The organism is Streptomyces sp. NPDC000594, assembly GCF_040299965.1.
Lineage (GTDB): Bacteria > Actinomycetota > Actinomycetes > Streptomycetales > Streptomycetaceae > Streptomyces.
On sequence record NZ_JBEPCY010000001.1, the window covers coordinates 326,444 to 339,921 of the forward strand.

Sequence of the window (13,478 nt, forward strand, 5' to 3'; positions counted from 1 at the left end):
CTTCTTTCAGGCGGTCTTCCGGGCATCCCGGTGCACCGCCGCGACCGCCGGGACAGGAAGCACCCGTGAGCAGCCCCCGCCGTCCCCCGCGCGCCGCACCCCCCGCGCCCCCTCCGCCCGCCCCGCGCCCGGAGCCCCGCCCCGGGTCCTCTCCCACGCCCCGGCGGACCGGGACACCCGGCGGCGGACCGGCCGGTTCCGGGGCCGGAGCCCCCGTGATCGGGGAGCGGCTCGCGCCGCTGGATCTCGCGTTCTGGCGGCTGGAGTCGCCCGCGCACCCCATGCACCTGGGCGCCCTCGCGTTCTTCGCGCCCGGCGACGGCACCCGCGACGGCACCGACGACGGCGAAGGCACCGGCACCGGCGGGACCGCCCGGGAGATGCTGGCGCTGCTGCGCGGGCGGACCGGGGCGGTACCCCGGCTGGCGGAGCGGGTACGGGACGTCCTGCTCCCCGTCGGCGCCGCCGCCTGGACCCGCGACCCCCGCTTCGACATCCGCCGCCAGGTCCGCCACCTCCCCCTCCGCACCGCCGGGCCCCCGGGCGGATTCCCCGCCGCCGCCGTCCGCGCCGCCGCCGGCCTGATGGCGCGCCCGCTGGACCGCGAGCATCCCCCCTGGGAGGCGCACCTGCTCACCGGTGACCCCCATGGCTCCTTCGCCGTGCTGGTGAAGGTCCATCACGCGCTCGCCGACGGCATGGGCGCGGTCGCGCTCGGCGCCGCCCTCCTCGACGGCGCCGGGCCCCGGACCGCACCCCCCGGGCGGCTGCCGGACCGGCCGCCGCCCGGACCGGCCACCGTCCTGGACGCCGCCCGGGACCGGGTCACCGTGCTGGGCCGGGCCATCGGCGTCGGCACCGCCGTGCTCCGCGCCGGACGGCTCGGCCCCAGCGGCCTCCCCGCCCTCACCGCCGCCCCCAGCGGCACCCGCCGGGTGGCCACCGCCGTCCTCGACCTGGAGGATGTCCGCCGGGTCCGCAAGGCCGCCGGCGGCACCGCCAACGATGTGCTGCTCGCCGTGGTCGCCGGCGCGCTGCGCCGCTGGGCGCACGAGCGCGGCGAGCCGCCCGGCGCCCCGGGGCCGCGCGCCCTGGTCCCCGTCTCCCGCTACCGCCCCGGCGACCCGGCGGGCCCCGGCAACAGCCTCTCCGGCTATCTGCTCGAACTCCCCGTCGGCCTCGACGACCCCCGTGCCCGGCTGGCCGCCGTCCGTACCGCCATGGACCGCAACCGCGCCGCCGGCCCCCTGCGCGGCGCCGGCGCGGTCGCCCTGATCGCCGACGGCCTCCCCCCGCTCGTCCACCGGCTGGGCACCCCGCTGGCCGGAGGAGCCGCCCGGATGCTCTTCGACCTGCTGGTCACCACCGTTCCGCTGCCCCGCCGCGCCCTCACCCTCGGCGGGCGCCCCCTCGTCGCGCTCCACCCCCTCGCCCCGCTCGCCCGGGGCCAGTCGCTCTCGGTGGCGATGACCCCGTACGAGGGGCAGGTCTATGTGGGCCTCCTCGCCGACGGCGCCGCCGTGCCCGATCTCGAACGGTTGTCCTGGAGTCTGGGTGAGGAGTTGCTGGAGCTGCTGGAGCTGAGTCTGTAGCGCCGCCGCCCCCGCCGCCCGGCCCGTCGCGGCTCCCCGGGACCCGCCGCGTCCACCGCCCTGACCGGCACCGACCGCCGATCCGGCCACCACACGGCCCCACCCGGCCTCCGTCAGAGATCGGACGGCTGTCTCCTGCGGCAGGGAATCCGGTGGCCCCCGGGGTGTTGACGCCCTCCAGCGATCCGATGACCATACGTCAGGATCGGCCGACGGCGCTGGAACACCCGCCCCACGAGCATATGACCCGAGGACCAGGAGAGGCTGCGCGGCATGCGACGGAACACCCTCGGCGGCAGTACGGTCACGACCACCGAACTCGGCTTCGGCGGCGCGGGCATCGGCAACCTCTACACCCCCGTCGACCCCGACGACGCCCGTACCGCCGTGGACGCCGCCTGGGAGTGCGGTGTCCGCGCCTTCGACACCGCCCCCCACTACGGACTCGGCCTCTCCGAGCGACGCCTCGGCGCCGCCCTGCGCGGCCGGCCCCGCGACATGTACACCCTCTCCACCAAGGTCGGCCGGCTCCTCGAACCCTGCCCGCCCGACGGCACCGACCTCGCGCAGGGCTTCGACGTACCCGCCGACCACCGCCGGATCTGGGACTTCAGCGCCGACGGCATGCGGCGCTCCATCGAGGACAGCCTGGTCCGCCTCGGTGTCGACCGGATCGACATCGCCTATCTCCACGACCCCGACGACCACGGGGAGCAGGTGTTCCGCGAGGCGTATCCCGCACTGGAACGGCTGCGGTCCGAGGGGGTCGTCGGAGCGATCGGCGCGGGCATGAACCAGACCCCCATGCTCACCCGCTTTCTGCGGGACACCGACGCCGATGTGGTGCTCTGCGCGGGCCGGCACACCCTGCTCGACCACAGCGCCCGCGCCGAACTCCTCCCGGAGGCGCTGGCCCGGGGGAGGAGCGTGGTGGTCGGCGGGGTCTTCAACTCCGGGCTGCTCGCCGACACCGGCCCCGGCGCGACCTACGACTATGTCCCCGCGCCGGAACGCCTGGTCACCCGTGCCCGGCGGATCGAGCGGACCGCCGCGCGCCATGGCGTACCCCTGCGGGCCGCCGCCCTCCACTACGCCCGCTCCCACCCGGCGGTCGCCTGTGTCCTCGTCGGGGTCCGCTCCGCCGCCACCATGCGGGACGCCGCCGCCCAGCTGGCGTCGCACGTCCCCGTCGCGCTCTGGGACGAGCTGCGGGCCGAGGGCCTGCTCCCGCCGGACGACCCGGTGGGCCGCCCGCTGATCCGGCCCGCCACCACCGGCGGTGGCGGGTGTGCCCGGGGAGCGGACGGGGCGCGGTGAGGGTCGCCCTGCACACCCGCGTCCGCGCCGACCGGGTGGCGGCGTACGAGGCGGCGCACCGCGAGGTCCCCGAGGAGCTGACCGCCGCGATCCGCGCCGCGGGCGTCACCTCCTGGACCATCTGGCGCAGCGGCACCGATCTCTTCCATCTCCTGGAGTGCGCCGACTACGCCGGGCTGCTCGCCGCCCTGGAACGGCTGCCCGTGAACATCACCTGGCAGGCCCGGATGGCCGAACTTCTCGACGTCGTCCACGACTACACGGCGGACGGGGCCGGTGCGGCGCTGCCCGTCGTCTGGGAGCTGTGACCCGATGACCCTCGTCGACGCCCACCACCATGTGTGGGACCTCTCCGTACGCGACCAGGAGTGGATCACCGGCGCGGCCATGGCGCCGATCCGGCGGGACTTCACCACGGCCGATCTCGCCGCCCCCGCCCGCGCCGCCGGGGTCGGCGCCACCGTGGTCGTCCAGACCGTCACCGTCGCCGGGGAGACCCCCGAGCTGCTGGCCCTGGCCGCCCGGGACGAGCTGGTGGCGGGGGTCGTCGGCTGGACCGATCTCACCGCCCCCGATGTCGCCGACACCCTCGCCCGGCTGCGCGAGCTGCCCGGCGGCGACCGTCTGGTCGGCATCCGGCACCAGGTCCAGGCGGAGCGCGACCCCGGCTGGCTGCTCCGTCCGGAGGTCCGGCGGGGGCTGGCGGCCGTCGCCGCCGCCGGACTCGTCTACGACCTGGTCGTCACCCCGTCGCAGCTGCTCGCGGCGGCGGAGGCGGCGAGCCGCCACCCGGAGCTGGTGCTGGTCCTGGACCATCTGGGCAAACCGCCCGTCGCCGCCGGGGAGCGGGAGCCCTGGGCGAGCCGGCTGCGCGCGTTCGCGGCCCGCCCCAATACCGTGGCCAAGCTCTCCGGGCTGGTCACCGAGGCCGACTGGGCCTCCTGGCGCGACGGTGATCTGCGGCCGTACGCGGAGACCGCCATCGAGGCGTTCGGCGCCGGGCGGCTGATGTTCGGCTCGGACTGGCCGGTCTGTCTGCTCGCCGCCGGGTACGACCGGGTCCTGGCGACGGCCCGTACCCTCACCGGCGGTCTCTCCACCGCCGAGCGGGCGGCGGTCTTCGGGGAGGTGGCGCGCCGGGTCTACCGTCTGTCGCCTCCCGCCGGGGCCGCCGGGGCCGCCGGGGATGTCGGGGGTACGGGGGGCCGGGCCGCGCCCGCCTGAGCCAAGGCTCCCCGGCCCGTACCGGCCGGATCTGCGGCGCGGCGCCCGCTGCGGCACCCTGGACGCATGCCGGAACTGCCCGAGGTGGAATCCCTGCGCCGGTTCCTGGACGAGCGTCTGACCGGGGAGACACTCGCCCGGGTGCTGCCGGTCGCGATCAATGTCCTCAAGACCTACGACCCCCCGCTGAGCGCGGCCGAGGGGCGCCGGGTGACCGCCGTCGCCCGGCACGGCAAATGGCTCGATCTGACGCTCGGCGACGGCCCCGAAGCGCTCCATCTCGTCGTCCATCTGGCGCGGGCGGGCTGGCTCCAGTGGCGCGACACCGTCCCCGGGGACCCGCCCCGGCCCGGCCGGGGGCCGCTGGCCCTGCGTGCCGTCCTCGCCTCGGGCGGCGGCTTCGACCTCACCGAGGCGGGCACGGCCAAACGGCTCGCGGTCCATCTCGTCCGGGACGCCGGCGAGGTCCCCGGGGTCGCCCGGCTGGGCCCCGATCCGCTCGCCGACGACTTCGACCGGGACGCCTTCGCCGCCCTGCTCGCCGGGGAGCGCCGGCAGATCAAGGGGGCGCTGCGGGACCAGAGCCTGATCGCGGGCATCGGCAACGCGTACAGCGACGAGATCCTGCACGCGGCGCGCATGTCCCCGTTCCAGCCGGTCCGCACCCTGGACGAGGAGGGGATCACCCGGCTGTACACGGCGCTGCGCACCACGCTCGCCGAGGCCGTGGAGCGTTCCCGGGGGGTGGCGGCGGGGCGGCTCAAGGCCGAGAAGAAGAGCGGCCTGCGGGTGCACGGCAGGACCGGGGAGCCCTGTCCGGTCTGCGGGGACACCATCCGGGAGGTGTCGTTCAGCGACTCCTCGCTCCAGTACTGCCCCACCTGCCAGACCGGCGGCCGGCTGCTGGCCGACCGCCGGCTCTCCCGGCTGCTGAAGTAGCGCGTACGGGCCCCCTCCCCGCGCCTTCCTCCCCCCGCGCCTCCGGCACCGTGCGCTAGCGGGCGACTCCGCACAGGGCGCGGCTCCGCGCCCAGACCAGCAGCGCGGAGTCGGCCAGCGAGCCCACCCAGTGGTCGGCCATGGCGAGGCTCTCCCGGTCGGGCCGGGGCCCGACGCCCAGGACCCGCAGCCCGGCGCGGACGGCGGAGCGGACCCCGCAGAGCGAGTCCTCGACCGCCAGGCAGTCACCTGGCTCGGCGCCGAACTCCGCCGCCGCCCGCAGATAGACATCCGGGTGCGGCTTGGGACGCATCGTCCCCTCCGGCACCACGACATGGGAGAAGTGCTCCAGCAGCCCCGCCGTGCCGAGGCAGTGCTCGACCACGTCGCGCGGGCAGTTGCTGGCGACGGCGAGCGGGGCGAACTCGGCCGCCCTCGCCACCATCTCGGCCGCCCCGGGGGTGGTGACCGGCTCCTCGGCGACCAGTGCCCGGAAGACCCGGAGCAGCGCCGCGGTCATCTCGTCGGCGAGATCCGGCCGTCCGGCCGTCGCGGCCATCAGTCGGCCGCATTCCGTGTAGTGAACTCCTCTGGCCAGTTCGGTGAATTCCTCGTCGGGTGCCACGCCGTAATCGCGCAGCACGATGGCTCTCGCGTCCACCCAGTGGCGTTCGCTGTCCATCAGGGTGCCATCGCAGTCGAAAACGACGGCAGCGGGGATCCAGGGAAAGATTTCGGACATGCTGATGCTCTTCTCAGACGCGGGGACGTCCGCTCCACAGGGCGCAGCACGGGCGGCACACGGCCGTGACCGGCGGGCCAGGGGGACGGGAAACGGTGTGAACCACGGTAATTTCCCATGCCAATAATCGTCAATGAAAAGAGGCGAAGAGGTATTGGATGTATGAATGAAAGGCCGGTGATAATTCCTTGTTCTTATGTCTCTTTTCGATTCCGAAAAGGCCTGGGAATTGCTGGGGCGCCAGCGTACCGGGAAATTGATGGGGCGTCGGCGGAAAGGCGGAAAGGAGATGGCCCCGGGGCTGCCGTGCGGCCCGGGACGGCTCAGCCCGCGAGGGTGAGCAGCGGTTCGCCCGCCGAGGAGCGCACCTGCCAGCGCGCGATCCGCTCCCGGGGCAGATCCGTTCCGCCCGTCACGCTCACCTCCCTGCCCTGCCCTTCCGTCCCACCTGTTCCATCCGCCCTGGCCGCTTTGCCCGCCCCGTCCGCCGTCCAGCTCAGTACCGGATGGACCCCGCCGTCCCGGTCGATCGCGACCAGCCGGCAGACGCCCCGCCACCGTGCCCCCGAGATCCGCAGCGCCACCTCCGTACCCCAGGGCCGCTCCCAGCTCCGCGCCGAGGCGACCACCCCGGTGGTCACCCCCGCCCCCCGTCCGTCCGGGGCCGGGCCGCCGCGCGCGGCGAACACCGTCATGGGGACGGCCACGGCCAGTGCGGCGGCCGTGGAGACCAGCAGGGTGCGCCGGCGTCGGCGCCGCCGGTCCACCGCCACCCGGGAGACCAGCCCCTCCAGCAGCCGCGCCCCGGGCCGCTCCGGAGTCCGGTCCCGCGCCGGCGCCCCGGACCCCGGCGGCGCCGGGAGCCCCGCCAGCTCTCCGAGGGCCAGTGCCGTGCCCTCCAGGTCGATCAGTCGGACGGCGCACAGCAGACACTCCGCCAGATGCCGTTCGAACAGCAGGGTGTCGGACGGTTCCAGGGTGCCCAGCGCGTAGGCGGCCACGTCCCGGTGGCGCTGATGCCCGCTCATGGTCCTCACTTCACACTGCCGGGAGCACAGGAATGGTCGCCGTCCTGTACGGACGGGAGGCCGCCGCCGCTCACTTCGCCGGGCGGTGATTCCGGCCAACGGGGCCGCGGCCGCCCGGTACTCGGCCCGCACGGCCGTGGTCGCCCGTTCCGGCCACGCCTACACTTCCCCGCATGCTGCGAGCACTCGCTGTCGACGACGAGAAACCCGCGCTGGAGGAACTGCTCTATCTGCTGCGCGCGGACCCCCGGATCACCAGCGCGGAGGGGGCCACCGACGCCACCGACGCCCTGCGCCGCATCACGCGTGCCCTGGATGCCCAGGGCGACGGTGACGACGGCATCGACGTGGTCTTCCTCGATATCCATATGGCCGGTCTCACCGGCCTGGACGTGGCCCGGCTGCTCGCCCGCTTCGCCCACCCGCCCCTGATCGTCTTCGTCACCGCCCATGAGGGCTTCGCCGTCCAGGCGTTCGACCTCAAGGCCGTCGACTATGTCCTCAAACCGGTCCGCAGGGAGCGGCTGGCCGAGGCGGTGCGGCGGGTCGTCGACCTCGCCCGGACGGCCCGTGAGCCCCGGCCGCAGCCCGACCGGCCCGCCGCCGCGCACCTTCCGGCCGCCTCCGCGGCCCCGGGGCCGGTGCACAGCGGCTCCGAGCAGATCCCCGTGGAGCTGGGCGGAGTCACCCGCTTCGTCCCGATCGACGCCATCACCTATGTGGAGGCGCAGGGCGACTACGCCCGGCTGCACACCGAGGAGGGCAGCCATCTGGTGCGCATCCCCCTCTCCACCCTGGAGGAACGGTGGGCCTCGCGGGGGTTCGTCCGGATCCACCGCAGCCATCTCGTCGCCATCGCCCGCATCGACGAACTGCGCCTGGACGCCGGGACGACCACCGTCCGGGTCGGCTCGGCCGAGCTGGCCGTCAGCCGCCGCCACGCCCGTCAACTGCGCGAACTCCTCATGCGTCACGCCCGTCGCTGAGCCGGGCCCGTCGGTCCGGCCCGCGCCGTTCACCGTGATGGGCCGACCGTTCGGCGGGGGCGGGCGCCCGTTCGTCGCCCCGTACACCCGTCCGGCGACCCACGTCATCCGCTGGCCGAGCCACGCCCGGAATCGGCGCGCCGGGCCGTACCCCGAGGCATAACCTTGATCAGGGAGCAAAGGGGTCAGATGTCGGACATCGAAGCGTTGCTGGAGGAACTGCGGAGCCTGCCGGCGACCCGGGCGGCCAGCGCCGGAGACGTCGAGGCACTGCTCGCGCGGGTCAAGAGCGCCGCCGGGCGCTGGGCGGATGTGCTCTACGACATCCAGGAGTCGGCCCAGGGGCTGGTGGGCCCACGCGCCGGAGCCGCCCTGGAGGTCGCCTTCCGGCGGGCCGAGGAGTCCTATGTCGAGCTGGAGATCGCGCTGAGCGACTGCGCCCGCACCCCACGCCGCTGAACCGGACCCGACGCCGCCGGACCGCACCCCACGCCGCCGGACCGCCCACGCCGTTGGACCGCGCCCCACGCCGCCGCACCCCGTGCCGCCGGACCCTACCGTCGCCGCACCCCTACCGTCGGTAATCGCTCCTGCGTAGACTCCGCTCACCCCGAGAAGTCGTTCGACAGACGTTGGAGCGGACCACGATGCCCGCAGAGCAGCGGCCCCGCCGTGAGGTGGTCACCGGTGTGCCCCGCGCCGCCCGCCGGGCCCCCGGACATGCCCACGCCCGCTCCGAGATCAGCGAACAGACCACCCTCGGCACCACCTATGTACGCTCCCTGATGCGCAGCCAGCTCCGTACCGCGCTCACCGCCCTGGCCGCCCTCACCCTCTTCGTCGGCGCCCTGCCGCTGCTCTTCGCCCTGCCCACCGTCCTCGACGGCGGCGCCCCCACCCCCGGCTGGATCGTCTGGCTCGTCCTCGGTATCGCCGTCCACCCCGTGATGTGGCTGATCGCCCGCTGGTACGTCCGCCGCGCCGAGCGCAACGAGCGGGACTTCCTCCGCCTGCTCGAAGGGCGCTGACCATGCTCCCCGCCGCCACCGGGGCCCGCCGGTGAACCAGGCGTACGCGGTGACCGCCGTGACGGTGGTGGTCGTCGCCACCGTCCTCATCGGCGGCCTGGGGCTGCGCATATCCCGTACCACCTCCGACTTCTATGTGGCCTCCCGCACCGTCAAACCCGGCCTCAACGCCGCCGCCATCAGCGGTGAGTACCTCTCCGCCGCCTCCTTCCTCGGCATCGCCGGACTGGTCCTCCTCCAGGGCCCCGACATGCTCTGGTACCCCGTCGGCTACAGCGCCGGCTATCTCGTCCTGCTGGTCCTGGTCGCCGCCCCGCTGCGCCGCTCGGGCGCGTACACCCTCTCCGACTTCGCCGAGGCCCGGCTGGAATCCGCCGCCGCCCGCCGGGTCGCCAGCCTCTTCGTCGTCGGGATCGGCTGGCTCTATCTGCTGCCCCAGCTCCAGGGCGCGGGGCTGACCCTGGAGATCCTGACCGGCGCCCCCGGCTGGATCGGCGGGGTGGTCGTCGCCGTCGTGGTCACCGGCGCGGTCGCCGCCGGGGGCATGCGCAGCATCACCTTCGTCCAGGCGTTCCAGTACTGGCTGAAACTGACCGCACTCCTGGTGCCCGCCGTCTTCCTGGTCGCCGCCTGGAGCGGCGACGACGCCCCCCGCGCCCGGTTCGACGCCCCCGCCCTGCTGCGCGAGCACACCGTCGTCCGGATCGACGACACCGTCCGGATCGAGCTGGAACGCCCGCTCACCCTCACCGTCTCCGGCACCGTCGACGGGGAGCGGTACGAGCGGCGCACCCTCACCCTGCCCGAGGGCGGCCACCGGATCGACGGCGGCACCGTCCTCGGGCTGCCCGCGGGCTCCCCGGTCCCGGCCCGGGTCAGTGCCGAGGACGACCCGGCGAGCTGGTCCCAGCCGCTCTCCGGCGGCCGGGACGGCACCCATCTCTACGCCACCTACGGGCTGGTGCTCGCCACCTTCCTCGGCACCATGGGACTGCCCCATGTCGCCGTCCGCTTCTACACCAGCCCCCATGGGCGCGCCGCCCGCCGCACCACCCTGGTGGTCCTCGGCATGATCGGCGCCTTCTATCTGCTGCCCCCGGTCTACGGGGCGCTCGGCCGGATCTACGCCCCCGAACTCTCCCTCACCGGCGACGCCGACGCCGCCGTCCTGGTCCTGCCCGAGCGGATGATCGGCGGGGTCGCGGGCGATCTGCTGGGCGCGCTCCTCGCGGGCGGCGCCTTCGCCGCCTTCGTCTCCACCGCCTCCGGGCTGACCATGGCGGTCGCCGGAGTGATCACCCAGGACGTCCTGCCGCCGCGCGGGGTCCGGTACTTCCGGCTCGCCACCCTGCTCGCCATGGCGGTACCGCTCGCGGTCAGCGTCTTCGCCACCCATGTACCCGTCGCCGACGCCGTCGGCCTCGCCTTCGCGGTCTCCGCCTCCTCCTTCTGCCCCCTGCTGGTCCTCGGCATCTGGTGGCGGCGGCTCACCCCGCCGGGCGCCGTGGCCGGACTGCTCGCCGGCGGCGGCTCCGCGCTCGGTGCCGTGATGGCGACCCGCGCCGGGCTCGCCCCCGAGGGCTGGGCGCACACCCTGATGGCCTGGCCCGCCGTCTGGTCCGTCCCCCTCGGCTCGCTCACCATGATCCTGGTCTCGCTGGCCACCCCCCGCCACATACCGCCCGGCGCCACCGCGATCCTCGCCCGGCTGCACCTCCCGGAGGATCTGGTGGGCCGCACTCGCCCGGACACCCGCCCGGAAGGAGTGGAGCGATGAGCGGTACGACGATCGCCGCCCTCGCCGTCACGGCCGTGCTGCTGCTGGTCGCGGGCGTCGCCATCGGCCGCTACACCGAACGCCGCGGCAGCCGCCCCGACCTCGACCTGGGCACCCCCGTCGAGCGGGCCACCTTCCACACCCTGCACACCGCGTCGCTGGCCGCCCCGCCGCTGCGGGCCGGGCTCACCGAGGACACCGCCCGCAAGGCCGCCCGCCGGCTGCGGTCGCTCCTGGGCACCGAGGCGCTCTGTCTGACCGACCGGGTCTCCGTCCTCGCCTGGGACGGCCCCGGCCTCGACCACCATGAGCACCGGGTCATGACCCGGGTCGCCGACGTCCTCGACTCCGGGCGCAGCCAGAGCATCCAGACCCAGTGCCACCGGCTGGAGTGCCCGCTGCGCTGGGCCGTGATCGCCCCGCTCACCGGGGAGGAAGGGGTACTCGGCGCGCTGGTCGCCTATGGGTCACGGGAGTCGGCGGTCCTGGTCCGGGCGGCCACCGAGGTCGCCCGCTGGGTCTCGGTCCAACTGGAGCTGGCGGAGCTGGACCGCTCCAGGACCCGGCTGATCGAGGCGGAGATCCGTGCCCTGCGCGCCCAGATATCCCCCCATTTCATCTTCAACTCGCTGGCCGCCATCGCCTCGTTCGTCCGGACCGACCCCGAGCGGGCGAGGGAGCTGCTGCTGGAGTTCGCCGACTTCACCCGCTACTCCTTCCGCCGCCACGGCGAGTTCACCACCCTCGCCGACGAGCTGCGCTCCATCGAGCAGTACCTCGCGCTCGCCGGGGCCCGCTTCGGCGACCGGCTGAAGGTGACCCTCCAGATAGCCCCCGAGGTGCTGCCGGTCACCCTGCCCTTCCTCTGTCTCCAGCCCCTGGTGGAGAACGCGGTCAAACACGGTCTGGAGGACTCCACCGGGGAGTGCCGGATCGTCATCGCCGCCCGGGACGCCGGGGCCGAGGCCATGGTGACCATCGAGGACGACGGTGTCGGCATGGACCCGGCGGTGCTGCGCCGGATCTTCGCCGGGGAGCGGACCGGGTCGTCGGGGATCGGTCTCTCCAATGTGGACGACCGGCTGCGCCAGGTGTACGGGGACGACCACGGGCTGGTCATCGAGACCGGGATCGGGGCCGGGATGAAGATCACGATCAGGATCCCCAAGTACCGGGCCGGGGTGCACTCCTCCGTACCGGGACGGCGGTCCGGGGGGCTGCACTGACCCCCGGACCGCCCTCCCGGACCGTGTTCCGGGAGTGCCCCGGACCGTGACCGTGATCGGGGGCGGGCGCGCCCGGCGGGGCGGCCCGCCGGGACGCAGGTCAGAAGAGCCGCAGGTCAGAAGAGATGGATGGCCAGATGGCTCAGCGGCAGCCCGAGCCGCCATGCGGGGGTCCACCGCCGCTCGTACCCGCCCGCCGGTCCCCGCGGCCCCCTCGGCGGCTGCCAGGGCTCGTCGTCCTCCGGCTCCGCCGCCAGCAGCTCCGTCTGCCGCAGCCAGCGCCAGGACTCCCGGGCGAGCGCCAGATCCGGGTCGGGCCCGGCGTCGAGGTCCCGCTCCCGCTCCTCCCGGGCGGCCAGCCGCTCCAGCACCCATGCGGTCCAGGGATGCCCGTACGCGGTGAGATCCAGCCACTCCTCGATCCGGGACATCGCCCGGACCCCGGCCAGACCGTCGGTGGCGTCACAGAGATAGATGGTCAGGGCCAGGGTCTCCCGCCCGGCCCGGTACTCCAGCGAGCCCCCCTCCACCAGCGCCCCGGTGCGCAGCAGCTCGTCCGCCACATACTCGGCGCAGAGCCACGCCATGGGGACGGCGGGCGCTCCTCCGCTGGTGCCGCTCGTACTCTCGGGATGCACCTTTCCCACCCTCTTCCGGACCGTACCGATGCCGACTCGGGAACGAGCCTCCACCGACCGGCACGTCCTGTGGCGGGTCTTTACTCAACTTCACCGTGACAAGGAGGAGAAACCCGGCCGTATCGCGTGGCCCGAGGGAGACGGGGAGACCGGGGGACGGACGGGGACACCGGGACACGGGTGACCGGGCGCCGCGGGGCGTTCAGCCCCGGGCGCGCCGCGCGGCCGGGGCGGGGCGGGGCCGGGAGTAGCCGGGGAGGATACGGGAGAGGGCCCGCAGGGCGTAGTACGACCGGGACTTGACCGTACCCGGCGGGATTCCCAGGGCCTCGGCGGCTTCGTTGACGCTGAGGCCCTGGAAGTAGATGCGGATCAGTACCGCCTGGTGCTCCGGGCTGAGGGACTCGACCGCGGCGCGCACATCGAGGGCGGCCACCGCGGACTCGGTGATGTCGGCGGGGTCGGGGGTGGTGGCGAGCACCCCGTCGCCGATCTCGGTGGGGCGGGCGAGGCGGGAGCGGCGCGCGTCGATGGCGAGCCGCCGGCCCACGGTGAAGAGCCAGGGCCGCATCGACTCATAGGGGCCGTCGAAGGCCTCCGGGTGCTGCCAGGCCCGTACCAGGGTCTCCTGGAGCAGGTCCTCGGCCCGTTGCTGGTCCCCGTAGGTCAGGCCCTGGAGAAAGCTGAGGAGTGCGGGCCCGTGCTCGCGTTGCAGTTCCGCGATGGCCCGTTCGTCGGTGGTCGCGGTAGCGGTCACGGTCGCCGTCGCCATGGCCAACACCCTCTCGCGCGTCGTCGCTGTCGTGTGGTCACCGGGTATGCCCCGTATCCGAGCGCATACCGGCCGGTGGTGACAGACGGCTCCGCGCGGTCTTCGGCGAGCGGTCGCAGTGAGCGACGAGTGGTGCGGTGAACGGGCGGCCGGGGGTGGACGGCCGGGGAAACGGAGCGCTGAACGGCAGAAAACGGATGAGAAAGGTC

The 13,478-nt window shown here is 74.5% G+C and carries 14 protein-coding genes; 10 read left to right on the top strand and 4 right to left on the bottom strand.

Annotated elements, in window-relative coordinates:
• Positions 1-215 precede the first annotated feature (215 nt).
• From ABT354_RS01065 to ABT354_RS01085, 5 genes are all read left to right on the top strand, one after another.
• The gene (locus ABT354_RS01065; protein WP_351487180.1) at positions 216-1,592 is read left to right on the top strand and encodes a wax ester/triacylglycerol synthase family O-acyltransferase; all 1,377 of its coding nucleotides are present in this window, start codon (positions 216-218) and stop codon (positions 1,590-1,592) included.
• Positions 1,593-1,865: 273 nt separating this feature from the next.
• Positions 1,866-2,909, top strand: coding sequence for an aldo/keto reductase (locus ABT354_RS01070; RefSeq protein WP_351487182.1), 1,044 nt, complete (start codon positions 1,866-1,868; stop codon positions 2,907-2,909).
• Positions 2,906-3,217: an L-rhamnose mutarotase gene (locus ABT354_RS01075; protein ID WP_351487185.1), complete on the top strand. Its 312-nt coding sequence runs from the start codon at positions 2,906-2,908 to the stop codon at positions 3,215-3,217. The genes ABT354_RS01070 and ABT354_RS01075 overlap by 4 nt, the downstream gene beginning before the upstream one ends.
• A gap of 4 nt (positions 3,218-3,221) precedes the next feature.
• Entirely contained in the window at positions 3,222-4,133 is a 912-nt protein-coding gene (locus ABT354_RS01080; protein WP_351487187.1) for an amidohydrolase family protein, read from the top strand.
• 66 nt (positions 4,134-4,199) lie between these two features.
• Positions 4,200-5,072, top strand: coding sequence for an Fpg/Nei family DNA glycosylase (locus tag ABT354_RS01085; protein WP_351487189.1), 873 nt, complete (start codon positions 4,200-4,202; stop codon positions 5,070-5,072).
• A gap of 55 nt (positions 5,073-5,127) precedes the next feature.
• Here ABT354_RS01085 and ABT354_RS01090 read toward each other — a convergent pair whose 3' ends face one another.
• Together ABT354_RS01090 and ABT354_RS01095 are read right to left on the bottom strand one after the other, a co-directional pair.
• Complete coding sequence (locus ABT354_RS01090; RefSeq protein WP_351487191.1) at positions 5,128-5,814, bottom strand: HAD family hydrolase; 687 nt, start codon at positions 5,812-5,814, stop codon at positions 5,128-5,130.
• Positions 5,815-6,137: 323 nt separating this feature from the next.
• Positions 6,138-6,842 carry a hypothetical protein gene (locus ABT354_RS01095; protein WP_351487194.1) on the bottom strand — a complete coding sequence of 235 codons (705 nt, stop codon included), beginning with the start codon at positions 6,840-6,842 and terminating at the stop codon, positions 6,138-6,140.
• Between the two features lie 173 nt (positions 6,843-7,015).
• Here ABT354_RS01095 and ABT354_RS01100 point away from each other — a divergent pair, with 173 nt between their 5' ends.
• The 5 genes from ABT354_RS01100 (at position 7,016) to ABT354_RS01120 (ending at position 11,859) form a co-directional block, all read left to right on the top strand.
• The gene (locus tag ABT354_RS01100) at positions 7,016-7,828 is read left to right on the top strand and encodes a LytR/AlgR family response regulator transcription factor (protein WP_351487196.1); all 813 of its coding nucleotides are present in this window, start codon (positions 7,016-7,018) and stop codon (positions 7,826-7,828) included.
• A gap of 189 nt (positions 7,829-8,017) precedes the next feature.
• The gene (locus tag ABT354_RS01105; protein WP_351487199.1) at positions 8,018-8,287 is read left to right on the top strand and encodes a hypothetical protein; all 270 of its coding nucleotides are present in this window, start codon (positions 8,018-8,020) and stop codon (positions 8,285-8,287) included.
• Between the two features lie 188 nt (positions 8,288-8,475).
• Positions 8,476-8,856 carry a DUF485 domain-containing protein gene (locus ABT354_RS01110; protein ID WP_351487201.1) on the top strand — a complete coding sequence of 127 codons (381 nt, stop codon included), beginning with the start codon at positions 8,476-8,478 and terminating at the stop codon, positions 8,854-8,856.
• A 31-nt stretch (positions 8,857-8,887) separates the two neighbouring features.
• The gene (locus ABT354_RS01115; protein WP_351487204.1) at positions 8,888-10,633 is read left to right on the top strand and encodes a sodium/solute symporter; all 1,746 of its coding nucleotides are present in this window, start codon (positions 8,888-8,890) and stop codon (positions 10,631-10,633) included.
• Positions 10,630-11,859: a sensor histidine kinase gene (locus tag ABT354_RS01120; protein WP_351487207.1), complete on the top strand. Its 1,230-nt coding sequence runs from the start codon at positions 10,630-10,632 to the stop codon at positions 11,857-11,859. Before ABT354_RS01115 ends, ABT354_RS01120 begins: the two co-directional genes overlap by 4 nt.
• Before the next feature lie 116 nt (positions 11,860-11,975).
• Here ABT354_RS01120 and ABT354_RS01125 read toward each other — a convergent pair whose 3' ends face one another.
• Positions 11,976-12,497, bottom strand: a complete 522-nt coding sequence (locus ABT354_RS01125; protein ID WP_351487209.1) for a hypothetical protein — start codon at positions 12,495-12,497, stop codon at positions 11,976-11,978.
• 202 nt (positions 12,498-12,699) lie between these two features.
• Positions 12,700-13,269 (bottom strand): sigma-70 family RNA polymerase sigma factor, encoded by a 570-nt coding sequence (locus ABT354_RS01130; protein ID WP_351487211.1) that lies wholly within the window; start codon positions 13,267-13,269, stop codon positions 12,700-12,702.
• Positions 13,270-13,478 lie beyond the last annotated feature (209 nt).

Excerpts from the sequence above, each read along its gene's own strand:
- ABT354_RS01105 (WP_351487199.1), top strand. The coding sequence starts at position 8,018 with ATGTCGGACATCGAAGCGTTGCTGGAGGAACTGCGGAGCCTGCCGGCG.
- ABT354_RS01130 (WP_351487211.1), bottom strand. The coding sequence starts at position 13,269 with ATGGCGACGGCGACCGTGACCGCTACCGCGACCACCGACGAACGGGCC.
- ABT354_RS01080 (WP_351487187.1), top strand. The coding sequence starts at position 3,222 with ATGACCCTCGTCGACGCCCACCACCATGTGTGGGACCTCTCCGTACGC.
- ABT354_RS01095 (WP_351487194.1), bottom strand. The coding sequence starts at position 6,842 with ATGAGCGGGCATCAGCGCCACCGGGACGTGGCCGCCTACGCGCTGGGC.
- ABT354_RS01085 (WP_351487189.1), top strand. The coding sequence starts at position 4,200 with ATGCCGGAACTGCCCGAGGTGGAATCCCTGCGCCGGTTCCTGGACGAG.
- ABT354_RS01120 (WP_351487207.1), top strand. The coding sequence starts at position 10,630 with ATGAGCGGTACGACGATCGCCGCCCTCGCCGTCACGGCCGTGCTGCTG.
- ABT354_RS01070 (WP_351487182.1), top strand. The coding sequence starts at position 1,866 with ATGCGACGGAACACCCTCGGCGGCAGTACGGTCACGACCACCGAACTC.
- ABT354_RS01100 (WP_351487196.1), top strand. The coding sequence starts at position 7,016 with ATGCTGCGAGCACTCGCTGTCGACGACGAGAAACCCGCGCTGGAGGAA.
- ABT354_RS01090 (WP_351487191.1), bottom strand. The coding sequence starts at position 5,814 with ATGTCCGAAATCTTTCCCTGGATCCCCGCTGCCGTCGTTTTCGACTGC.
- ABT354_RS01110 (WP_351487201.1), top strand. The coding sequence starts at position 8,476 with ATGCCCGCAGAGCAGCGGCCCCGCCGTGAGGTGGTCACCGGTGTGCCC.